This window comes from Sphingobacterium puteale, assembly GCF_003627955.1.
GTDB classification, from domain to species: domain Bacteria; phylum Bacteroidota; class Bacteroidia; order Sphingobacteriales; family Sphingobacteriaceae; genus Sphingobacterium; species Sphingobacterium puteale.
The window spans coordinates 348,899-371,115 of the sequence record NZ_RBWS01000004.1 but is presented as its reverse complement, the minus strand read 5'-3'; the positions used below and the strand labels follow the sequence as shown (position 1 = coordinate 371,115).

General features: G+C 40.3%; 20 protein-coding genes. 8 read left to right on the top strand and 12 right to left on the bottom strand.

Annotation, left to right across the window (positions count from 1 at the left end):
• Nucleotides 1–142: 142 nt before the first annotated feature.
• Both D7322_RS05605 and D7322_RS05600 read left to right on the top strand, forming a co-directional pair.
• Nucleotides 143–1,078, top strand: coding sequence for a 1-phosphofructokinase family hexose kinase (locus tag D7322_RS05605; protein WP_121122066.1), 936 nt, complete (start codon nucleotides 143–145; stop codon nucleotides 1,076–1,078).
• Nucleotides 1,079–1,167: 89 nt separating this feature from the next.
• Complete coding sequence (locus D7322_RS05600; RefSeq protein ID WP_121122064.1) at nucleotides 1,168–1,881, top strand: hypothetical protein; 714 nt, start codon at nucleotides 1,168–1,170, stop codon at nucleotides 1,879–1,881.
• 63 nt (nucleotides 1,882–1,944) lie between these two features.
• Here the strand turns inward: D7322_RS05600 and D7322_RS05595 are convergent, their stop codons facing one another.
• From D7322_RS05595 to D7322_RS05575, 5 genes are all read right to left on the bottom strand, one after another.
• Nucleotides 1,945–2,955 (bottom strand): YihY/virulence factor BrkB family protein, encoded by a 1,011-nt coding sequence (locus tag D7322_RS05595; protein WP_121122062.1) that lies wholly within the window; start codon nucleotides 2,953–2,955, stop codon nucleotides 1,945–1,947.
• Nucleotides 2,956–3,051: 96 nt separating this feature from the next.
• Nucleotides 3,052–4,335, bottom strand: a complete 1,284-nt coding sequence (locus D7322_RS05590; RefSeq protein ID WP_121122060.1) for a hypothetical protein — start codon at nucleotides 4,333–4,335, stop codon at nucleotides 3,052–3,054.
• On the bottom strand, nucleotides 4,328–6,385 hold the full coding sequence (locus tag D7322_RS05585) for a hypothetical protein (protein ID WP_121122058.1): 2,058 nt from the start codon (nucleotides 6,383–6,385) through the stop codon (nucleotides 4,328–4,330). The genes D7322_RS05590 and D7322_RS05585 overlap by 8 nt, the downstream gene beginning before the upstream one ends.
• Before the next feature lie 95 nt (nucleotides 6,386–6,480).
• The gene (locus D7322_RS05580; protein ID WP_121122056.1) at nucleotides 6,481–7,113 is read right to left on the bottom strand and encodes a response regulator; all 633 of its coding nucleotides are present in this window, start codon (nucleotides 7,111–7,113) and stop codon (nucleotides 6,481–6,483) included.
• A gap of 12 nt (nucleotides 7,114–7,125) precedes the next feature.
• Nucleotides 7,126–9,372 (bottom strand): tetratricopeptide repeat-containing sensor histidine kinase, encoded by a 2,247-nt coding sequence (locus D7322_RS05575; RefSeq protein WP_121122054.1) that lies wholly within the window; start codon nucleotides 9,370–9,372, stop codon nucleotides 7,126–7,128.
• A gap of 242 nt (nucleotides 9,373–9,614) precedes the next feature.
• Between D7322_RS05575 and D7322_RS05570 the strand changes: the two genes are divergently transcribed.
• Together D7322_RS05570 and D7322_RS05565 are read left to right on the top strand one after the other, a co-directional pair.
• On the top strand, nucleotides 9,615–9,944 hold the full coding sequence (locus tag D7322_RS05570) for a DMT family transporter (protein ID WP_121122052.1): 330 nt from the start codon (nucleotides 9,615–9,617) through the stop codon (nucleotides 9,942–9,944).
• 53 nt (nucleotides 9,945–9,997) lie between these two features.
• Entirely contained in the window at nucleotides 9,998–11,293 is a 1,296-nt protein-coding gene (locus D7322_RS05565) for a DEAD/DEAH box helicase (protein WP_121122050.1), read from the top strand.
• Between the two features lie 165 nt (nucleotides 11,294–11,458).
• Here the strand turns inward: D7322_RS05565 and D7322_RS29080 are convergent, their stop codons facing one another.
• From D7322_RS29080 to recQ, 4 genes are all read right to left on the bottom strand, one after another.
• On the bottom strand, nucleotides 11,459–11,656 hold the full coding sequence (locus tag D7322_RS29080) for an SGNH/GDSL hydrolase family protein (RefSeq protein ID WP_121122048.1): 198 nt from the start codon (nucleotides 11,654–11,656) through the stop codon (nucleotides 11,459–11,461).
• 54 nt (nucleotides 11,657–11,710) lie between these two features.
• Nucleotides 11,711–11,983, bottom strand: coding sequence for an SGNH/GDSL hydrolase N-terminal domain-containing protein (locus D7322_RS05555; RefSeq protein WP_183078609.1), 273 nt, complete (start codon nucleotides 11,981–11,983; stop codon nucleotides 11,711–11,713).
• 99 nt (nucleotides 11,984–12,082) lie between these two features.
• On the bottom strand, nucleotides 12,083–12,898 hold the full coding sequence (kdsA, locus tag D7322_RS05550) for a 3-deoxy-8-phosphooctulonate synthase (RefSeq protein WP_121122044.1): 816 nt from the start codon (nucleotides 12,896–12,898) through the stop codon (nucleotides 12,083–12,085).
• Nucleotides 12,899–12,916: 18 nt separating this feature from the next.
• Nucleotides 12,917–15,106 carry a DNA helicase RecQ gene (recQ, locus tag D7322_RS05545; RefSeq protein WP_121122042.1) on the bottom strand — a complete coding sequence of 730 codons (2,190 nt, stop codon included), beginning with the start codon at nucleotides 15,104–15,106 and terminating at the stop codon, nucleotides 12,917–12,919.
• Between the two features lie 101 nt (nucleotides 15,107–15,207).
• Here recQ and D7322_RS05540 point away from each other — a divergent pair, with 101 nt between their 5' ends.
• The 4 genes from D7322_RS05540 (at nucleotide 15,208) to D7322_RS05525 (ending at nucleotide 18,396) form a co-directional block, all read left to right on the top strand.
• Nucleotides 15,208–16,173, top strand: coding sequence for a KpsF/GutQ family sugar-phosphate isomerase (locus tag D7322_RS05540; protein WP_121122039.1), 966 nt, complete (start codon nucleotides 15,208–15,210; stop codon nucleotides 16,171–16,173).
• A 98-nt stretch (nucleotides 16,174–16,271) separates the two neighbouring features.
• Nucleotides 16,272–16,646, top strand: a complete 375-nt coding sequence (locus D7322_RS05535) for a DUF1573 domain-containing protein (protein ID WP_104382153.1) — start codon at nucleotides 16,272–16,274, stop codon at nucleotides 16,644–16,646.
• Nucleotides 16,647–16,742: 96 nt separating this feature from the next.
• Nucleotides 16,743–17,942, top strand: coding sequence for a pyridoxal phosphate-dependent aminotransferase (locus tag D7322_RS05530; protein ID WP_121122037.1), 1,200 nt, complete (start codon nucleotides 16,743–16,745; stop codon nucleotides 17,940–17,942).
• A gap of 160 nt (nucleotides 17,943–18,102) precedes the next feature.
• On the top strand, nucleotides 18,103–18,396 hold the full coding sequence (locus D7322_RS05525) for a hypothetical protein (RefSeq protein ID WP_121122035.1): 294 nt from the start codon (nucleotides 18,103–18,105) through the stop codon (nucleotides 18,394–18,396).
• A gap of 60 nt (nucleotides 18,397–18,456) precedes the next feature.
• Here D7322_RS05525 and cmk read toward each other — a convergent pair whose 3' ends face one another.
• The 3 genes from cmk to topA are packed head-to-tail and all read right to left on the bottom strand — an operon-like array spanning nucleotide 18,457 to nucleotide 21,967.
• Nucleotides 18,457–19,152, bottom strand: coding sequence for a (d)CMP kinase (gene cmk, locus D7322_RS05520; RefSeq protein ID WP_121122033.1), 696 nt, complete (start codon nucleotides 19,150–19,152; stop codon nucleotides 18,457–18,459).
• Complete coding sequence (locus D7322_RS05515; RefSeq protein ID WP_121122031.1) at nucleotides 19,152–19,565, bottom strand: hypothetical protein; 414 nt, start codon at nucleotides 19,563–19,565, stop codon at nucleotides 19,152–19,154. Before D7322_RS05515 ends, cmk begins: the two co-directional genes overlap by 1 nt.
• A 2-nt stretch (nucleotides 19,566–19,567) precedes the next feature.
• Nucleotides 19,568–21,967 (bottom strand): type I DNA topoisomerase, encoded by a 2,400-nt coding sequence (gene topA / locus D7322_RS05510; protein WP_121122029.1) that lies wholly within the window; start codon nucleotides 21,965–21,967, stop codon nucleotides 19,568–19,570.
• Nucleotides 21,968–22,217: the final 250 nt, after the last annotated feature.

Genomic DNA, 22,217 nt, shown 5'->3' with positions numbered 1-22,217 from the left:
ATCAGTAGACTTGCTATTGGTGGACATGTTTCTCGACGATGGCCGTTTACAGAATATAACGTGAGCATCAGCATTGCACTATTATCGCTTGTTACTGGCGATAATATGCTAAGAAAATCCTAAATTTAATAAAAGCAATCGGATGAAAAAAACTGTTTTAACCATAACACTAAACCCTTCGGTCGACAAGAGCACCAGCGTTCAAAATATTGTTCCCGAAAAGAAATTGCGCTGTGATCGCCCAAAGTATGAAGCTGGCGGCGGCGGCATTAATGTAAGTCGGGCGCTCAAGCGGCTTGACATACCTTCAGATGCACTTTTCACATCTGGCGGAAAAACGGGCAGTATGCTCGAGAATTTATTGAAAAAGGAAGAACTCGATATCCTACCAGTGCATTTAGGGAGTGAAACAAGGGAAAATTTTATCGTAGTAGACAAGACCACGAATCAACAATACCGATTTGGATTTCCTGGTGAGACTTTTTCGAAAAATGAACAAGATGAGATTCTGGCTCTTATCGACCAAATAAGCCCAGCACCGGATTTTGTCGTCATTAGCGGTAGTCTCCCCGGCGATGTTCCCGCTGACTTTATTGGATTTTTTATCTACAAATATAAAGCGAGAGGAAGTAAGGTAATCGTCGATACATCAGGCGATGCACTGAAAGTTGCACTTAAAGAAGGAGTATTTTTGCTGAAACCTAATGCCGGTGAGCTGGCGGCCCTTGTTGGAAAAGAGGAACTGGAAAACGCCGATTTAGATCACGCTGCTCAACAGATTATTATGCAAGGTCAAGCCAACATTGTTGTCGTCTCGTTGGGCGCCCAAGGCGCTGTATTGTACACCGCGACAGAAAAAATTCAGATGGTACCACCACTTGTAAAGATACGGAGTACTGTTGGTGCCGGAGATAGTATGGTTGCCGGAATGGTATCCGTCCTGGTCAACCAGGGCACAACTGAAGAAATACTTCGTATGGGAATTGCCTGCGGTTCGGCCACCACAATGGCTGAAGGAACTGCGCTCTTTCAAAAGAAAGATGTTGACAGGTTGTATAACGAGGTCAGAAAACAATAAAAATGTAAGCCTCTGCTGGCTTAGCCTGTCTTATCATTGGTTGCCAACTTACAAAAAGGAGTTCTTAAACTATTTAGTTATCATTATCTATGCATTTTAATAAAATTCAGCACCAAAATCTTTTTGCTTATCGAAGATTACGCCGAGCGATCGGTTATTTGGGTATTTTTTTACCCATTATCTTAGTATTACTTTCGCTATTCAAGTTTTTCGGTACTGGTATTCAACCTTCCATAAGTCACTATTACTTCTCAAACCTGCGAGAAATTTTTACCGGAACATTATGTGCTGTAGGTCTATTTTTAATTTGTTATAAAGGTAATGGCAATAAAGTCTTCTGGAAGAATGATAACTACCTCACAAACCTAGCGGGATTCATGGCTATTGGAGTTGCATTTATACCGACAGATCCGACCGGCACCAGCTGTACACAATGTACATTGATCTCTTTTGGCTTAAAGGAACTGCATTATGGATTTGCTGCAGTGCTTTTTCTCACGTTTGCCTTCCTTTCTATTCACGTATTTACGATTGGCCAAGCGCTCAATACAGCAATTCCAATCAGCATGGTCAATGAAAATAACATCTACAGATTCTGCGGCTATGGTATAATCGTTTGTATTACTTTAATCCCATTTGAGCTTTTTGAGTATGCCACATTGACCTTTGAAGCAGTTTCACTGTTTCTGTTTGGTACTTCATGGCTTATTAAGGGACGGGCCTTGGGCGACAAAGGCATTATTGGCAGAAAATTGTATCGTGAGCAGAATATCATAGACACCGAAGAAACGGTTTCTCCATAGGAATTTAGCAGATCCCGCCCGACAAGCAGTAAAGGTAAAGCGATGGATAATCCTTCGCCTACCTCATGGCGTCCTAGCTCCAGAATCAGATGGCTGGTCAGATATGACCTGTTTCTCTTCCTGCGTAAGCGGGGCTGGAGGAATCTCACCACCCGAGCGTTCGATCTCCTGAGTTTCGACATGTACCGCAAATTGAGCCGGCTCAATCGGAATACCCATCACAGTTGCATACTCTCTGGTGTAGATCGCTCCAAAATATAATATAGCAGCCGTATAATACACCCATAGTAAAATCAGGACAAAGGAGCCTGCCGCACCATAAGTGTCCTGAGTTGCCGAATGTTCCAGGTATATTCCGATCAGGTAGCGGCCCAGCACAAATAAGGTGGAGGTAAATAAGGCTCCTGCACGTACATTACGCCACTGAATATTGACGTCGGGAAGAACCTTAAAGATAATGCTAAAAAGCACGAATATAATACCAAACGATAATGCAAAGTTGATTCCATCAACCAACATAACTGTCATGTCAGGAAAATAGCGCTGTAACTGTCCAGTCAATGCCAAAATTATGCCATTGATAATCAGGGTAACCACCAGTAAAAACCCCAGGCCGATGACTAAGGAAGAAGACAACAAACGATCCTGAATTAACTTCAGCCAGCCTTTCTTTGGCTTGGCCCGTACATGCCAGATTTTATTGATCGAATTTTGGATGTCCCCAAATACACTTGTTGCCCCTAAGATCAGGGTGATACTACTGATCAGCAGGGCCATATTGGATTTGCCCGATAGTTCGAGATTTTGAATAACTTCCTGAATCTGTTTGGCGGCACTGTTACCAACTAAACCCCGTAACTCCATAAACACCTTGCCTTCAATGGCATCTTCGCCATAAAATATACCCGCAAGCGCGATGATCAACACGAGTATCGGGCCAATGGAAAAAACGGTATAATAAGATAAGGAGGCACTGTATTTCATGGAATCTTCATTCAGAAACCCAGAAACTGAACTCTTCAAAATTCGCCAGTAGGTCTTTATTTTACTTCGACTTTTAGTCCTTATATCCATATTGATGGTCTTTTTTAATATGAATAAACCACCTACTGGCAAAGAATGTTTTGGATTTACGAAGAAACGCTGCCAAGTTACTGGCAAATCCCCCTGTTATTCATACGAGTAGTCCCGAATAGTCCCCTGAAGAATAAGCTGATTGGACCTGACCACTTTTAAACTCAGATCCATATCCGATGCAAAAGCCTTTAGCATTAAAACCGGAGCCACTTTGAGGCCATTCGGCCAGTCTGCCAGATGAATCGCCAGGTGCGAAAGACTATTGGTCTTCGCGTATTTTGACTGTAATTTATCTATCGTTGGGGCGGTAGATAAGATACTGACCTGATCATCTCTTTTCTGAAACCATTGGTAAAATAACTTATTGGGCAAAAATTTTGGTAATCCTGCATCACCCCTTACGCTCAACCTAACATTAGGCACTTTACTTTCATAAGGGGTTTTCTCCTCCACGGTTTCAAAATTGTCGTTGACGGCATAATTAATAATGGTATCCGTTTGTACAACTTGATTATTCAACACTTCAATATCAACATAATCCCCATTTGCATGCGCCATAATCGAGTCCGCTGCTAATGGTAGATCAACAAGTATATCCTTTATCAGTGTTTTCAAACGTTTGTCCGGGAAATTGACCCAGCCTTTGCCAATATAATCCGCATCGACCAGCTCACGGACAAGATATTCTTGCGGAAAATTCCATGTATTTGACTGAAGCTCCCCCATAATCTCAATGCGGTTGCCTTTCAGGTCAAATTCAACGAAATTTTTTGTTGAAATATCGCTATAACGCAACGATTTACGTGTTAATTCACCCGGATGATTAATGAAATTTTCAATGGAGATACGATCAGTGTCTGATTGGATCAAGCGGAGCATTTCTTCCTTCTTTTTGTCAAGATAAAAGCCTAGTCCTACCAATAGAGCGTCACCTTTCCAGACAAATGCTATTTTATTCGCATTATGGTACGCGTAATTTACTCCCGGAGCAGCATTATTTTCAATGGAATCCACAGAAAGGCCTTCTTTTAAAAAGGTCAGAAATTGCTTTTCATTTTTCAGATCCAAAAACGCATAGAAGTTCTTCGCGCTATCTTCAAGGGAAAAAAGAAATACATTGGCCTTGATATCGATTCCATTATCCTTTAGCTTAGTCAATTTTTTAGCGAAGTCCTGCCCCCCTTTCGGTGCCGTCTGCCAATTATCAAAGAGTTGGTTAAGCAAGATATCATCCAACGAAATGGTTAATAATGCCTTGCTCTTTTTATGAACGACAGATTTATACGACTGCTGCTGTCGAACGATATAGATGCCCCAGCCTATTATCGCTAATCCTACGATAATCCCTAAAGTCCAAATTATTCCTTTTTTAATCATTGTCTGTTACATCAATTGGTTCATCCAGGTCGGATTGTTCATCCGGCACAATTCCTTCTAGCAATTGGTTGATAACAAACTGCATCGCATTGTTTGCCTTTGTCGGTAACTCAAGTTGCAAATCTGTTTCCAATCTATCACCAACAATTCCTTTAGAACTCAACGTAAAATTACCATAATTATTCAATTCCTCTAATTTCGCACGCCAACTATTGCCCAATACAAGATTCAAATCTTTTGTCAACGCTGGTATTTTCTTTGTTTGGAAAGCCGCAGAAAACTTACTTCCTTTCATAAGCTTAACAAAAGATGTATTGGATTTGGTCGGATACCTTTTGTACAAAATTTTGTTTAGCTGCAGGCTATCGTTGCTGATCATCACTAGATCTTCATGGAACATCAGGTATAAAGGAAATTCTTTGCCATTGCCTTGTTTGATTTTATAGATACCCCCAGCAAAGGTTGCATCGGCTTTTGATACCGCGACATCCAATACCTTTTTAAAAATCCTTTGATCTTCGGATGTAAACATCCAGATAAAAGATGGCACCCTCTCCTCCTTGGTCATATGAACCTCCTTTACATCGTAATTATCGTCGTAATCGTAATCAACATAGTCGATCTTTAAATTGGTTATTCCATTGACAACAACCAAATTATCGCCGGGAATAATTTTAGCGATAGCCTTTTCATCCAGTGCAATTTCAAGTCCAAGGGCCATAAGCTCAAGTACCTCATTTTCTTTTCCAAAGTATTTTTTCAGGTTTTTTGTAAAAAATACTGGTATTTCCTTTAGGTACGCAGCAGTGTTCACATTGACATTAAAATATCCGAATGTTTCCGCAGTTAAATACTTAGCGAACTTTGGATTTGGCTTCCTGGCGTACAATTTTTTGGTTAGGCTTATCAGGTCTTTTCCCAAAGTCACGGTGGTTTTCAGCATAATTTTATTGCGTTGCTGGACCAGATCAAAAAACATGTCCCTATATCCACTTTCCAAAGAAAAACTACTGGTATTATAATAAGCGTCCACAATCGAGCGTACAGAATGAAGCCCATTATAAAAGCTGTCAATTTTGGGTAGCCACACACGCACAAGATCGATATTTTTTTCTAATCGAGCCTGCTCCTGCGCGCTTATACATGGATATTTACTGCTCAATAATTGCTCCTGTTCATGCAGCAGCCATTTTTCCAACAATATATTTTTAATGGAATCATTTCGTTTATTCACGTCCTCAAAAGTCGCATCAAGTGAATCATAGTTGATATGATTGTCATAGACATTTGTATCGGCGTCCTGCACACTGTCATAGATCTCCAACGGTTCTTCTTCCTCCTGCTGTACCTCAGTTTGCAATGTATCAAAGTCAAATGCTTCCCACTCCATTGTGGTGGAATCCGTTAATACAAAATCAGCACAATTAGCAGCAGCCTCGGCCTCGTCTGCTGCCGCAGTAGCGGCAGATACCGCAGCGGCGGCATAATCTATATTTTCAATACCATATACTCCTGCGATAGAATCGTTGGCAAAATAAGTTGGTCCAACCTCTCCTTTCAGCACCCTAAGCTCCTTTGCAGTCCAAGCGAGCAATTGACCATCCGCCGTTCTAAATCGGCTATAACCGTTAAAGGCCGGAAGCGAAGTCCCTTCCATCTTAAGCAATCTATCAAAGTGATCGATATCAGCGATCGGGAGAATCAGCTCGCCATACAGCAAACTATCCCTATTATTTCTGTAATATACAGCAATACCTTTTGCGTCGACGCCAGTCTGCTGAAAATCATTCTGCAGATCAAGGTCTTTCTTTTCAAAGTATTTGAAAAAACCGATACGATCCAACAAATTATTCAATGTGGCAGCCTCAGCGGATTCAACGAGCTTAGCTAAATTAATAGCTACTACTGTATTCGATCCATCGGGTATTTTGCTCAATGATCCCTGTGCACAAACGGTACCGAAACCAGCTCCTAAGCACAATACTACACCAAAACCATAACGAAGCAATTTTCTTCCCCGATAACTCAACAAAAAATTTGATATGACCATACATTGATACTTTCTACTACTTATCTATCGCATCAAAAGTATCAAATGCAAGAGGCTATTCTCATCCCTGAATTCAGGTAATTCGAGGATTTCCTTTAAGCTTCTCGTATCAGACCATATTCTATGGCAGATTTCACCGCCGCGGTCACACTTTTTGTCTGAAATTTTTCCATTAAATTTTTACGGTGACTTTCCACGGTATGTGAACTGATAAATAAGGATTCAGCAATCTGATTGGTTGTCATTCCTTTAGCCACAAAGGTCAGTATCTCCTTTTCGCGACGGGTAAGTTTGGGAACTTGTTTCAGTCCTGCTTCCGTCTTCTTATTGAGTATGACCTGGGTTTTGGCACAGATGTAGCGCTTACCGATCAAAACATCAGATATGGCGGCAATGATCTCCGTGCCGGTGGCATTTTTTTGAAGATAAGCATCTGCTCCCTCATTTAATATACTATTGATTACCGCTAGTTCGTTATGAACACTAAAAGCTATAATTTTTAGCTCTTTATAGCTCTCTTTCAATCCCTTTACCAGATCAATTCCATTTGCATCGGGAAGATTGATATCCAGTAACAATACAAGCGGCGCATCCGAGGCAATGTTTTTGGATAAGTCCACAGCACTTGCATACATACCCACCACCTCAAAATCTTCATGGGTATTAATAATATTTTTTAGTCCCTCCAGTAAAAGAGGGTGATCATCCGTAATCGCTATCTTTATCATTTTACACTTTAATTAAACAAGAGGCATCTCAATTTCTATCGTAGTTCCCTCACCCGGCGAAGACATAATCTTCATATCGCCATGTAGAAAAGAAAGCCTTGACTGTATGTTGTGCATTCCTGCGGAATGTTGCAAATCTATCTTTTCGGTATCAAATCCCTTGCCATCATCTTCTATTGTTATATGTAAACGCTCATTATGTACAGAAAGTTGTATGAAGATACTGCTTGCTTCGGCATGCTTCAATGCATTGTTCACAAGTTCCTGAATGATTCTATACAGCGAGATCTGATGCTCTACACTTAAATTGGATTCAAACTGAAGAAATTCGCACTCTACCTGACAATTAGGCTGACTCATCCGTGCCGCATAATCCCTTAGGGCTTCCTGTAAACCGTATTTGACAATCAGATCCGGCATCAGGTTATGTGCGAGTTTACGCAGCTCATCGACAGCATCATCCAATAGTTCAATACTCCGCGTAATACCTTCCTTAACTGCGGGCTGATTGTCTCCCTTATCGCTGAGCGAGGACAACCCAAGTTTTGTGCTCGACAATAATCCCCCCAAACCATCATGTAAATCCCGAGCTAAACGTGTCCGCTCTTTCTCTTCACCGGCCAGCATGGCGGTCAGATTTTTGATGGCATGCTGCTGGTTATTTTTCTCGATTTCGAGGCCATGTAGATGCTCCTTTTGCCTCAACGTGTCGGAACGCTGCCAATAGGCATAAAAAAGCAAGATAACAGCAATTAAAGAACTAATAAATAACCAGATATAGATCGAGTTCATGCGCGATTTAAAAGCAATTTCCTGTTTGGAAACATCAAGTTCCTGCAATCGCTGTTCATTTTCCAGGCGGCTTAACTGCAGGTCTTTTTCCTTTTTGTCCCGTTCCAGCTGAAGTACTTTCAACTGTTGCGTCCGATTTAGTTCATTTAACTTTAAATTCTCGACCAATTGATTTTGTCGGTCATTAAGGGCTTTCATCAACTTGATCTGTTGTTCTTTTTTCTCCCCTTCCAATCGCAACCGCATTAGTTTTTGGTTCTGCAGTTCCCGTTCATATTTAATTTCAAGTTGTTTGGTTTTATCCAGCTTATCTGAATTGAAAGCCTCTTCGAAAACTTTGATATAACTCTTTTGATACTGAAATGCTTCCTCATATCTACCCTCTTCGACGCTCACTTCAGCAAGTCTACTGTAAAGACTGAGCCCTACTTGGTAATCGTAATGTGGTTCCCGCTGTAAGTTATAAAGCGCCTGCTGTAGATACTTTTTTCCCTGATCCCGATGTCCATTTTTGAATGCTTCATCAGCCAATATGCCATAAGCTGGTACAGTAAGTGCATATTGTCCAGTCTCCTGCGCAATTTGCAAGGCTTGTTGAGCAAATGATGTAGCTTTTTTAGCCGAATTTTCGGGATAGAATTCGTGATATAGATTCGCTAAATTAACGGAAACATAGGCCATATCCGTTGGGTTAATAAGATTCTTCTGATTATTCTTTGCAATTCGGTAAGCTTCGAGATAATGTTCCTCGGCTTTCTTCAATACGTTTGGGTTCGTTCGATCTGACCGATATTCTTCCTCAAACAGATAACCTGCCTGCATATAGGCATCGAACAAACTATTTACGTTTCGGCCGGCTTTGGCTGTCTCTAGCAGAAGATTTGTGTACTTCTCCTGAAAATCATAATTCCGTTGATTGGCGTAAATAGCTGTTAACTCCTTATAAATAGCCAATTTCCGCGCAATGTTGGCATCTGTCTGTGGCGCCTTTTCCAAAAAGGAAATTGCTTTGTGAAACTGTGAAACCGCCTGATCCTCTTTGCTCTGTCTTGTCATAATCCAGCCATCACAATAATAAACATACCCCTTGGTACTGTTGTCATTGATAATGGGCAGAACGGACTTTGCATGCTCCAGATAAAAGCGTGATTTTTCAAAGAGATGATCATTGTAGCTGTTCATTGCTGCAATGCAATTTAAATAAGCGTAGTACTGTTTATCCGGATAATTTTTGGCCAGTTGAATATTATCGTTGAGCAACTGACTTGCCAATGCTTTCTCATTCGCGAAATATAGCGCCTGCGCATATTTTCCGGTCAGCAGAAAACGCTCTTTACTTCCTAAGGGAAGGTTATAATATGATTTCTGTAGCTCCTGCAACTGTTCCTGTGCATACAGCTGACTACAAGAGAATAGAAAAGCTAAGCATATAATAAAGGTTTTAAAAAAAACATGAACACACCCCATAAAGTCTATTAATTCCCATTAGTGGATTAGTCAAACTTAGATAAATTTACTTTTATAAACAATTATAATTGCTGCCAAAATCTGCCAGAAACACATAGATCCGCGTCATTTGCACCACTTCAATAGCTCCAATTTCGCAAACACCATGCCGTTGGGAACAAGTAAAAAGCAAAAAGTGTAGCTTTGTATAAAGTTGCTACATCGCAAAAAAAAATGCTAGAAATTACAAAAACTCCTTAAAGATGATATATATATACTTATTCCTAGCGATTACCGCTGAAATTTTTGCCACCACTTTTTTAAAGAAGTCCGAGGGGTTTAGTTTATGGAAACCAACCCTCGTCTGCATCATTGGCTATATTATCGCTTTTTATTTCCTGAGCATAACATTGAAGTATTTACCGGTGGGTATCTCCTATGCCATCTGGTCGGGCATTGGCATTGTTGCCATCACATTGATCGGTATGATTTTATTCAAACAGATCCCAGATACTGCTGCAGTGATCGGAATGACACTGATTGTCGCTGGGGTTATTATTATTAATGTATTCTCAAAAATGGGCGCACATTAGCTGATCTCAAAACTAAATGTGTATTTTTGCAGCTTACATAAACTATAGGATACGTGTCGTTAGAGAAACTAAAATTAAGCAAAAGATTGACTGCCACAATGACCGAGCTCGGTTATTTGGCTCCAAAGGAAATTCAGAGTAGGTGTATCTCCAGAATTCTTGGCGGACAAGATGTAATTGCGATTGCTCCTGAGGGAGCTGGCAAGACTACAACTTATGTATTATCGACCTTGATGAAATTAAAATTCACAAATGATGAAGCACCTAAGTTTTTAATTCTTGCTCCCAATGAAGAACGCATCGACGAGATTGTCGAAAAATTCTATCAACTCAGCAAAAATAGAGATCTTCGCATCATCGGCTTACGGGCTGGCGGAAGTATGGAAGAGGAAATAGAAGAATTAGTTGCCGGAAAGGATATTGTCGTGGCAACTCCCAACCGTGCGCGGGCAATCTATCTCAAATTAGCTCTCAATCTAAACCGTATCCAAACATTAATTATCGATGATGCAGAAGAAATCATCAAACAGGGCATGCAAAATCCTGTAAGAGAATTGGCCGAAAGCTGTGGTAAAGTACAACACCTGGTCTTCAGTACCGTTGCGCATCAGAAACTATATGCTATGATAGATACGCACCTAAATGAAGATTATGCATTGGTAGAAGTCGATGAACTGGAAAGCGAAGCCATTGACACGCTGGATCTTTTGTTATATCAGCTACCCAACTTCACTACCAAGATCAATTTGTTGAATTATCTTTTACGGGATAAAGAAGTTTTTCAAAAGGTAATTGTTTTTGTAAACTCGAAGCTTACAGCACAAAAACTTGCTACTAGCCTATTTCAACAAGAGAAAGAGGAAATCGCTATTCTAAACCCACTGTTTTATGATGATTTTGGTTTTGAAACAACGGCAGATTTCATAGAGAGTGAGCAAACTCGCGTTTTGATCATTGCCCGAGAAAACACCAATACATTTGATCTCGCAAATATTCCTTTTATTTTTCAATTTGAATTACCAAATGAAAAGGAGGAATTTTTAAATCATTTAGTCAAAAATGAACAGAATGAGGATAGCGTGGTTTTGACATTTTCGACGGATCTGGAACTTCCTATGGTCCGAAAAATAGAACAGGCAGTTGGCAAGCGAATGGACGTATTGGATCTGCCAGAGGATCTTCAGATTTACAATCCTGTAAATGATAAAAAGAAAAAAGCAACCAAGGACGAACAGGAAGACAGTTCCCGTGGTGGTGCATTTCATCAAAAGAAGGAAAGCAATGCCAAAACTTTCAATTATGGCGGGGGTGAAAAAGCAAAGATGACGATGAAATTAAAAAAGAAATAAAAAAGGGAAGCTAAAAACTTCCCTTTTTTACGCAAATGTCTTTATTATTTGAGTCGTATTTTTCATTCAAGGTATCCATGAGCTCACTACAACTGGCTTATTGGGGGATAAAAAACCTTCAGTCGATTTTCTCATCACTTGTATGCTTGTGAAAGCATGAAGGTTTTATTTTAGCACTTTCTTCAGCAGCTTAATATAAGCATTGGCAATACGTTCCATCCCCTGATCATTCGGGTGGGCATAATCTACCGTAGAATTTAAGTCCAGCTCCAATTCGCTACTAGATAGCATAAAAAGCTGGCGAACACCCTGAGACTGTAATTTTTCAAATGTTGCTTTAGTACACGGCTGCTTTGTTGGTATTCTTTATTTTTATCTTCATTAAAAACGTATGAATATTTCCCGAACTGTGCTGTGTTAAGATGATCGGGGTTGTTGGATACCAGTAACTTGATATTGCACTATTATTTCTGACGCCGATGTCTGAAAATCAATGTAGACTCCGGCAGCATTTGCCCGATCCCATACTGGCTTACGGACTTGCTTCTCCGGTTCATCCGGAAGTCGGTTAAAAGCGGTCAGCTTTTGGTAGTCAAGCCGGCCTTCGACGTGTTTATCTTCAAACGGAGAAAACCAGGTATATTTTTGCTGTCCTTTAACAATCAAAAGCGAGAACAGCATGAGTGCCATGAAAGAAGCTTTTAAAAACATACCGTAATTTAGATTTGAGTTTGAATTGATTAAAAAAGGAGCCTATTGGCTCCTTTCTATTACGATTTATTTATTATACTATAAAATAGCTTGTCTAACACGTACTAATTTTTCCATCAGTCCTTCGAGTAGGTCAAGGTGCAACATGTTTGCACCATCGGATTTTGCGTTTGCAGGATCAGGATGGGTTTCAATAAATAGACCATCAGCACCGACAGCAATCGCTGCTTTGGCAATGGTCTCGATCAATGCTGGTTTTCCGCCTGTTACCCCGGATGTCTGATTCGGTTGTTGAAGTGAATGTGTACAATCCATTACTGTCGGCACATTAAAAGAACGCATTTCAGGAATCCCCCTGTAATCAACAATCAGATCTTGATAGCCAAAGGTATTCCCACGATCTGTCAAAAAAACTTTCTCATTGCCAGACTCCAAAATCTTATCCACTGCAAACTTCATGGACCCGGCACTTAAAAATTGTCCTTTTTTTACGTTAACGACTTTATTGGTTTTTGCCGCAGCGACCAATAGATCCGTTTGTCTGCATAAAAATGCCGGGATCTGAAGGACATCGACATAGGCCGCTGCCATTTCTGCCTCATGGCTTTCATGGATATCCGTTACGGTCGGAACACCGAAAGTCTTCCCTACTTTGTCCAAAATTTTCAACGCTTTTTCATCACCGATACCCATAAAAGAATCCAAACGCGAACGGTTGGCTTTACGGTACGAACCTTTGAAAATATAGGGAATATCGAGTTTATCTGTAATAGTAACAATTTTTTCAGCAATCCGCAAAGCGATTTCCTCTCCCTCAATCGCACATGGTCCTGCCATTAAAAAGAAATTCTGCGAGGTTCCATTCTTTATTTCAGGAATGTATTTATTGATCATATAAATTATATAAAAATTTTAATTACCCAATTCAGATAAGAATTTGATACGCATCAATTGGAGATCTTCATACGTATAATCGTCTCCTCCCAATTCTTTGAGCGCATCGTTGATCGAATCAGTTTCAGCTGTTTTAAAGTAATCGTATACTTCATCCTGACGATCCTCATCGATAATCTCATCTATAAAATAATTGATATTTATCTTCGTACCGGCGTTAACGATCGTTTCGATTTCCTTTAATATTTCCTCGTAGGTAATCCCTTTTGCTGCAGCAATATCATCCAGCGCAATTTTGCGGTCAATATTTTGGATAATCGCTACTTTCAGTGCGGATTTATTTGCTGTACTTTTGATAATCAGGTCTACAGGACGGTCGATTTCATTTTCCTCCACATAGTCTTTGATCAGCGCAATAAAGGAAGCGCCAAATTTAATCGCTTTACCATTTCCTACACCTTGAATCTGTTTTAATTCGTCAATATTGACGGGATAATGTGTACACATTTCTTCCAAAGAAGGATCTTGAAAGATAACAAAAGGTGGCAGGGATTTACTCTTGGCAATCTTTTTACGCAAGTCTTTGAGCATACCAAGTAAAGTGGTATCAAGCGCTCCGGTACCATGACCGGCATCTTCTCCACTTGTACTCTCTCCGCCTTCAATAGGCCGGTTTAAAACAAACTTTAACTGATATGGATTGTCCAGATAACGTCGGCCGATGTCGGTCAGTTTCAGTAAGCCATAATGGTCAATATCTTTCTCAATGAAATTATCCAACACAGCCTGTCTTACCAAAGATTTCCAATAAATAACGCCTTTGTCTTTTCCTGAACCGAACAAGCGATGTTCGTCATGCTTGTAGGAAGATACAGGTTGATTGTTCTGGCCGATCATCACATTGATGACATGATGATCATCAAATTTCTCACCCTGTTCCTTAATGAAGCCTAATATGTCTTTCAAGGACTCTTCGGCTTCAAAATATTCTTTTTCCGAACGGCAATTGTCGCACATGTTGCTACAGCCCTGTTCGTCAAAATTTTCACCGAAATAATGAAGAATCTGTTTACGGCGGCAGACCGCTGATTCGGAATAATCAATAACTTCTTTGAGTATCTGTGTACCGATCTCACGTTCGGCCACAGGTTTATCTTTCATGAATTTCGTCAGCTTCTCCACATCTTTCTCTGAGTAGAAAGCCAAACAGTAGCCATCTCCTCCATCCCGACCCGCCCGGCCAGTTTCCTGGTAATAACCTTCCATGGATTTTGGAATATCGTGGTGAATAACATAGCGGACATCCGGCTTGTCAATCCCCATTCCAAAAGCAATTGTGGCAACAATCACTTCTACATCTTCCATCAGAAATTTATCTTGTGTATCAGCCCTGGTCTTCGCATCAAGTCCTGCGTGATACGGCAGCGCTTTGATCCCATTCAGGTTCAATACCTCGCTTATTTCCTCCACCTTTTTTCTGCTCAGGCAATAGACGATACCTGTCTTACCGGATTTTGTCTTGATAAACCGTACAATTTCTTTGACGACGTCTTTTTTGGGACGTACTTCATAGTATAAATTGCTTCGATTAAATGATGATTTGAATAATACAGCATCATTCATCTGTAAGTTTTTGCGAATATCGGATTGTACTTTCGGAGTCGCAGTTGCTGTCAGGGCAATAATGGGAATATTCGCTCCTATCTCATTGATAACCTGACGTATTTTGCGATATTCCGGTCTAAAGTCGTGCCCCCATTCGGAGATACAATGCGCTTCGTCCACGGCCACAAAAGACACCGTTATCTGATGCAAAAACTCGACATTATCTTGCTTTGCAAGTGATTCCGGAGCTACATACAGTAACTTGGTCTTGCCCGCAAGCACATCCTCCTTTACCCGAGTGATTTCACTCTTGTTCAGTGAGGAGTTCAAAAAATGAGCGATACTATCTTCGCCACCGAATGCACGAAGCTGATCAACTTGGTTTTTCATTAAAGCAATCAACGGGGAAATTACAATTGCGGTTCCCTCACTCATGAGTGCTGGCAGTTGATAACAAATTGATTTCCCTCCCCCGGTTGGCATAATAACAAACGTATCCTTTTTTTGAAGAATACTGGTTATAATAGCCTCTTGATCTCCTTTAAAAGTATCAAAACCAAAAAAATCCTGTAAATTGTCGAAAAGTGATTTTTCTATTTCCATTGCGCCTTGGGCAAAAATAAGATAGATAAATGAAGAAATAATCCTGAAAAATAATCTATTTTTGCAATCTATTCTAATAGATAAAAGTAAGAGTATTTTTTGTGAAAAACAACTACGAAATAAAAAATATAGCTATTCAGGCTATTCAGGAAGAAGCAAAAGCAGTAGCTGCTCTGGCTCAATATATTGATGATGATTTTGTTACCGTGATAAATAAAATCCTCCATCTCCAGGGCCGGGTAATCGTCACAGGTATTGGAAAAAGTGCAATCATAGCACAAAAGATTGTTGCAACTTTAAACTCCACAGGAACACCGTCCATCTTTATGCATGCTGCCGACGCCATCCATGGAGATTTAGGTATTATTCAACAGTATGATTTGATTATTGCCATATCCAAAAGTGGCAATACCCCAGAAATCAAGGTGCTGGTTCCATTTCTGAAGCAAACGAAAAACACATTGGTGGCTTTGGTAGGAAATACAGAATCCTACTTGGCCAAAAATGCGGATCATATCCTGAATACCACGGTGGAGAAAGAGGCCTGTCCAAACAATTTAGCGCCAACGTCAAGTACAACAGCGCAATTGGCCATGGGTGATGCCTTAGCAGTTGTCCTGCAGGAATGCCGGGATTTTACAGACCAGGACTTTGCAAAATACCATCCCGGAGGTGCCCTGGGCAAGAAACTTTACCTAAAAGTCAGAGACCTATCTGATCAAAACGGCAAACCGAGCGTACAATTGAATGCAAATGTCAGAGATATCATCATCACTATCACACACTTCAGGCTCGGAGCAGTGGCTGTCTTAAAGGACACACAGATTCAAGGTATTATTACCGATGGTGATATCCGCCGTATGCTCGAGAGACACACTGATCTGGCGACAATCAGCGCAGCAGATATTATGGGCAAATCGCCAAAGGTGATCGACAAAAACGAACTTGCTGCCAATGCACTCCATATCATGCGGGAAAACAATATCACCCAATTGCTGGTAGCGGATCAGGGGAACTATGATGGCGTCATTCATATACAAGACCTGCTCAAAGAAGGTATAATCTAACTGTAATAAAGTTGTTAGATGAGTAATAAATTCGCAATAAATACTACATTTGGCATATCAGTTGTACTATTTTAATCACAAAGTAATATCTTAGAAGCATGAAAAAGTATATAACAATCTTAGCAGTGATCATTTCCTTTATCGGTTTATCATCTATGCAGGCAGGTCAAGGGGAATTTAAATTCGAAAAAGAGACACATGATTTCGGCAAAATTCCGGCCGGAACACCTGTATCATATAATTTTAAATTTTCAAATACAGGCAGTGAGCCTATTATCATTTCAAACGTAGTCCCTACTTGTGGTTGTTCTGTGGCTGAATTTACCAAAACGCCTATCAAGCCGGGAGAAACAGGAACAATTAAGGTTACTTATAACGCTGCGGCGAAAGCACCTTTTACCAAAAGTTTTACGGTACAATCAAATACAAAAACACCTGTAAAGACACTTTATATTAAAGGGATTGTAGAATAAAAATCCGACAGATAAAACGAAAAAAGCCACATCCTGATGTGGCTTTTTTCGTTTTATTTTGGTTAGCTTTGCACAACTAATTTTAAAAAAACTATAATGCCAGTAATATCAGAAAAAGGGCTGAATATGCCTGCGTCACCAATCAGAAAACTGACGCCTTATGCTGATCAAGCAAAAAAAGACGGTAAAAAAATATACCATTTAAATATCGGGCAACCTGATATCCAGACACCTGAAATTATGCTTAATGCTTTGAAAAATATTGATTTCAAAGTATGGGCTTATACACCTTCTGAAGGTACGGCCTCCTACCGTAAAAAATTAGCCGAATACTATAACAAGCTAAATTACAATATTGAACCTACGGACATCTTGGTCACCAATGGTGGCTCTGAGGCAATCACAATTACCATGCAAGCATGTCTGAATGAAGGTGAAGAAGTAATTATTCCGGAACCTTTTTACGCGAATTACAACGGCTTTGCCTGCTCATCTGATATTGTGATCAAACCGATCATGTCCTACATCGAAAATGGATTTGCACTGCCTTCCATAGCTGAATTTGAAAAAGTAATTACAGAAAAAACAAAAGCAATCTGTATCTGTAACCCCAACAATCCGACAGGTTACCTTTATTCGAGAGAAGAACTGGAAGCTCTGCGTGAACTTTGCCTTAAATATGATCTTTATCTATTTTCGGATGAGGCTTACCGCGAATTCTGTTACGATGGTAGGGAGTTTATATCCCCTATGCATCTGGAGGGCCTTGAAAATAATGTCGTCATCTTTGACACCGTTTCAAAACGCTATTCAGCATGCGGTGCTCGTATTGGTTGTATCATTACCAAAAACAAAGCGCTTTATCAGACTGCATTAAAATTTGCGCAGGCGCGCTTAAGTCCATCGATGGAAGGTCAAATTGCGGGAGAAGCTGCTGTAGATACACCAGATAGCTACTTTGAAGCAGTATCCAAAGAATATACAGCGAGAAGAGACGTCTTAGTCAATGGATTAAATGCAATTGAAGGCGTTTACTCTCCTAACCCCGGCGGTGCATTCTATGTGGTTGCCAAGCTGCCCATCGATAACGCGGATAAATTTTGCCAATGGATGTTGGAAGAGTTTTCTTACAATAATGAAACAGTCATGATGGCGCCAGCAACTGGCTTCTATAGTACAGAAGGTGCCGGAACAAATCAAGTTCGCTTAGCTTATGTACTAAATCAGAATGATCTTAAAAACGCATTGATCTGTCTGGAGAAAGCGTTAGAAATATATCCCGGAAGAACAAATTAAAAAGCAAAGCGTAACTTTGCTTGCAGCCAGCCCAAAATAAGGACTGGCTTTTTTTGTATCATACCAAGAGATACAGCCTGTTTTTTTTAGTTTTGAAAAAAAACAAAACAAAGTTTCGAACAGCATTGTTCTTATTACAGTATAACTAAAGATATTGCATATGGATAAATTGAAGAAGTTCCAATTGATGGAAAAAATAGCAAGAGAGTTAGAAGATGTCAGAAACAGTCAACAAGCTGTTTTAGAAAAAATAGGCAAAATCGAAGTAGATAACATCGAACTTGGAGATAAGAATATTGAAAAGACAATTCCTGAGATTTATCAACGTACAGCGGATAATTCAGAGGCTATCAAAACGCTACTGGAATCATTTCAAGAGCAGACCGCAGAGTTTGGAGAGAAAAACAATGTAAACAAATTACTGGAGCAACAGCAAATCAATAGTATTAAATAGCTGGGGCTAAAATATAAAAGATGCCGATTTTTCAATCGGCATCTTTTTTCTTGCACATATTTATGCTTGTATCCTGGCTGCTTTAATTTTCAGATATTCTTCTTCGACAAAATTCAGCTGTTGTTCCGGAGTCAAATTTGAGTTATCCAGCACGATGGCATCTTCAGCTTGCCGCAAAGGACTCTCTGCACGGGTACTATCAATTCGGTCCCGATTGGCAAGATTTTCCACCACCTCTTCAAGTGTTACATCTTCCCCTTTTTCCGTTAGTTCCAGATATCTCCTGGCAGCCCTAACTTTAGGATCAGCCGTCATAAAGATCTTGAGATCGGCATCCGGAAAAACTGTGGTACCAATGTCACGACCGTCCATAATGATATTTCGGCGGCTGCCTAACTTTTGCTGTTGCGCAACCATGGCGGTACGCACCGCTTTAATCGCACTGACCTCGCTCACCTTATCGGAAATATACATTTGACGAATCTCTTCCGAGATATCCTCATCGTTCAGGTGAATCTCCGTTTTTAGAGCGTTTGGAATAAAGTCAATATGAATATCATTTAGAGCATTATCAATCGCTTGCTGATCGTCCAAAGCAATATGATGGCGTATAAAATAGAGCGTTACGGCTCGATACATTGCTCCACTGTCAATAAAGGCAAATTTTAATTTTTTAGCCAGAGCTTTTGCCAGCGTACTCTTTCCACAGGAAGAAAAACCATCTATGGCAATGATAAAATTGTGTCTTGTGCTCATTATTCGTTTCCTCCTATGATGACACCGGGTTTATTTACCAAGGGAACCTTAGTCAGGTTACCATCGACTATGCTTTCGGGCAAAAAGATATACTTTTTATCGTAAATAATATTGTCAATATAAAAGCTCAACCAATATTCATTGGTCAGGCCAAATACCTGCTCGTCGATTGCCTCCACCCGATCAAAGGATTTTGCTTCGATATTTCCGATGAAATGCCGCAAAGTGGTGGTGGTTACTTGCCGACCATCTTTTTCACCGTAGCCTTTTGAACTGATCAGCACGTTCTGTATTGCTACATTTTTATCGTTAATAACGTACACTGTCCAGTTTTTCGTCTCCACGGTCTCGCCTTCCAAAACCACGGCAATCATAATATCTTTTACTATATTTTCTGGCAAATCTGCTTTCATCCTTATTTAGACTTTGTCGTTTTCTTTGCTGGAGCCTTCTTTGCCGGTGCTTTTTTAGCAACTGTTTTCTTTTCAGCAGTTTTTGCTTTAAAAGTTTTACCTTTCGGTGCATCCGCTTCCGCCCACTTCAGCACATCTTCATAGCTGATCTTTTCAATTTCTGTTCCTTTCGGAATTTTCAGATTCTGCTTTCCAAAACGAATGAATGGTCCCCAACGGCCCTGTTCGATCTGAGCATCCGGATTTTCATCAAAAACACGGATCACTTTTTCAATATCTTTCTGACGTTTCTCCTGAATAATCTGAATGCATTCCTCTTCGGTAACGTCCAATGGATCTACTCCTTTTGGCAAGGAATAGAAAGCGGAATTATGACGGATATAAGGTCCAAATCGACCGATGGCAACTGTCATTTCTTTATCTTCAAATACACCAACTTTTTTTGGAAGTTTAAATAATTCCATGGCATCTTCAAAGGTAATCGTTTCAATCATCTGCCCCTTGCGTAAAGATGCGAATCGAGGTTTTTCCTCATCATCTGGCGAACCGATCTGAACCAGAGGCCCAAATTTTCCGATACGCACGGAAACAGGTTTTCCGGAAACTGGATCTATACCCAGTTCACGTTCATTATTGGCACGATCAGCATTTTCCAGCGTATCTTCAACTTCGGAGTGAAAAGGGCCATAGAAATCGTGAAGCATTTTTGTCCACTCGGTCAATCCATGCGCAATATCGTCAAACTCTTTCTCGACATTCGCCGTAAAGTGAAAGTCAACAATACCATTGAAATGCTCTACCAAGAAATCATTCACGACAATACCGATATCAGTGGGGAACATTTTCCCTTTTTCGGCACCTGTAATTTCTGTTTTTGTAACGGCTTTCAGTTCGGCATTCTCGAGGGTCAATACCCGATAGTCGCGTGCTCTTCCTTCTCGTTCTTCTTTAACAACATAACCACGATTTTGAATTGTAGAAATGGTTGGCGCATAAGTAGACGGTCTACCGATACCTAGTTCCTCTAATTTTTTCACTAATGCCGCTTCCGTATAACGTGCCGGAGGTCTTGTAAAGCGTTCCGTCGCTGACATGCTTTTCAATGTCAGTTGTAATCCGACGGTCAATGGTGGAAGGATGGCGTTATCGCTATCTTCATCCAGTGTTGTCTCCTGATCATCATCGACGGATTCCATATATACTTTCAGAAAACCGTCAAATTTCATCACCTCTCCTGAAGCATTCAGATCTTCCGGACGTGTAGAAATGGAAATCTTCGCCAGTGTACGTTCAAATTCTGCTTCACTCATCTGCGAAGCAATTGCTCTCTTCCAGATCAGTTCATATAGTCTCTTTTCTGCCGAATCACCTTCAATGGTATGTTCTGAAAAATAGGTAGGACGTATAGCCTCGTGTGCCTCTTGCGCACCAGAAGTTTTTGTTTTATATTTTCTTACTTTATGGTATTGATTGCCATAAGCCGATTTAATTTCTTTTTCCGCCGCTTCAATAGCCGTATCACTCAAATTGACGGAATCCGTACGCATATAAGTAATACGCCCCGACTCATATAAACGTTGAGCAACCTGCATCGTCCGTGCGACCGAGAAGCCGAGTTTTCTACTTGCTTCCTGCTGTAAAGTAGATGTGGTAAATGGCGCAGCCGGTGAGCGTTTTGACGGTTTTGTTTCCAGATTTTTAACCGCAAACAGCGCTGCTTTACAATCTTCCAAAAACCGTGTCGCTTCTGCTTCCGTCGCAAATCTTTGCGGAAGCTCGGCTTTAAAACTATCTTTAATCTTGCCCGTATGGAAAAACGCAACAATCTTAAAAGCCGCCTCCGGTTCAAACTTATTAATTTCACGTTCGCGGTCTACAATTAATCGAACTGCAACAGATTGTACACGACCTGCCGATAAAGAAGGTTTCACCTTTTTCCATAAAACCGGAGACAGTTCAAAACCTACCAATCTATCTAAAACTCGTCTCGCCTGTTGTGCGTTGACAAGATTATAATCTATTTTACGGGGATTGTCGATAGCTTTCAATATCGCTGGTTTGGTGATCTCATGAAACACAATGCGTTTTGTACTTTCGTCTTTCAATCCCAATGTCTCAAATAAATGCCAGGAAATAGCCTCTCCCTCGCGGTCCTCATCGGATGCAAGCCAAACAGTTTCCGCTGCCTTAGCTAATTTCTTCAGCTCACTCACGACTGCTTTTTTATCAGAGGGAACTTCATACTTCTGTTCAAAATTCTTCTCTGTATTAATCGCATCATCGGTTTTCACCAAATCACGGATATGCCCGTAACTCGACTTTACCAAAAAATCGCTTCCTAAATATCCTTCTATCGTTTTTGCTTTCGCGGGAGACTCAACTATCAATAAATTTTTCGCCATCTAATTTGAGATTTGTGCAAATAAAGGGAATTCTAAAAGGAATGACAATAATTTCTTGCAAAAAAGACAAAAAAAATAGATTTCCTCCTTATATATATGTGTATTGTATTATTCTCAGTCACGCTACAATCGTCCTCTAAGCCTCTTACCTCTTCTAAGAAAAGATATTAACAGACCTTCAAAAACATCGCTTTTTTCATTTCAACAATTTCGACCATTCATTTTAGTTTATTCTCTTTCGAAAACACTT

Coding starts and splice junctions, on each gene's coding strand:
- D7322_RS05515 (WP_121122031.1), bottom strand. CDS start 19,565: ATGAAAGCAGATTTGCCAGAAAATATAGTAAAAGATATTATGATTGCC.
- D7322_RS05575 (WP_121122054.1), bottom strand. CDS start 9,372: ATGGGGTGTGTTCATGTTTTTTTTAAAACCTTTATTATATGCTTAGCT.
- D7322_RS05580 (WP_121122056.1), bottom strand. CDS start 7,113: ATGATAAAGATAGCGATTACGGATGATCACCCTCTTTTACTGGAGGGA.
- D7322_RS05525 (WP_121122035.1), top strand. CDS start 18,103: ATGGATAAATTGAAGAAGTTCCAATTGATGGAAAAAATAGCAAGAGAG.
- D7322_RS05600 (WP_121122064.1), top strand. CDS start 1,168: ATGCATTTTAATAAAATTCAGCACCAAAATCTTTTTGCTTATCGAAGA.
- D7322_RS05585 (WP_121122058.1), bottom strand. CDS start 6,385: ATGGTCATATCAAATTTTTTGTTGAGTTATCGGGGAAGAAAATTGCTT.
- D7322_RS05555 (WP_183078609.1), bottom strand. CDS start 11,983: ATGGCACTCATGCTGTTCTCGCTTTTGATTGTTAAAGGACAGCAAAAA.
- D7322_RS05595 (WP_121122062.1), bottom strand. CDS start 2,955: ATGGATATAAGGACTAAAAGTCGAAGTAAAATAAAGACCTACTGGCGA.
- cmk (WP_121122033.1), bottom strand. CDS start 19,152: ATGAGCACAAGACACAATTTTATCATTGCCATAGATGGTTTTTCTTCC.
- D7322_RS05590 (WP_121122060.1), bottom strand. CDS start 4,335: ATGATTAAAAAAGGAATAATTTGGACTTTAGGGATTATCGTAGGATTA.
- D7322_RS05535 (WP_104382153.1), top strand. CDS start 16,272: ATGAAAAAGTATATAACAATCTTAGCAGTGATCATTTCCTTTATCGGT.
- D7322_RS05605 (WP_121122066.1), top strand. CDS start 143: ATGAAAAAAACTGTTTTAACCATAACACTAAACCCTTCGGTCGACAAG.
- D7322_RS05530 (WP_121122037.1), top strand. CDS start 16,743: ATGCCAGTAATATCAGAAAAAGGGCTGAATATGCCTGCGTCACCAATC.
- recQ (WP_121122042.1), bottom strand. CDS start 15,106: ATGGAAATAGAAAAATCACTTTTCGACAATTTACAGGATTTTTTTGGT.
- kdsA (WP_121122044.1), bottom strand. CDS start 12,898: ATGATCAATAAATACATTCCTGAAATAAAGAATGGAACCTCGCAGAAT.
- D7322_RS05570 (WP_121122052.1), top strand. CDS start 9,615: ATGATATATATATACTTATTCCTAGCGATTACCGCTGAAATTTTTGCC.
- topA (WP_121122029.1), bottom strand. CDS start 21,967: ATGGCGAAAAATTTATTGATAGTTGAGTCTCCCGCGAAAGCAAAAACG.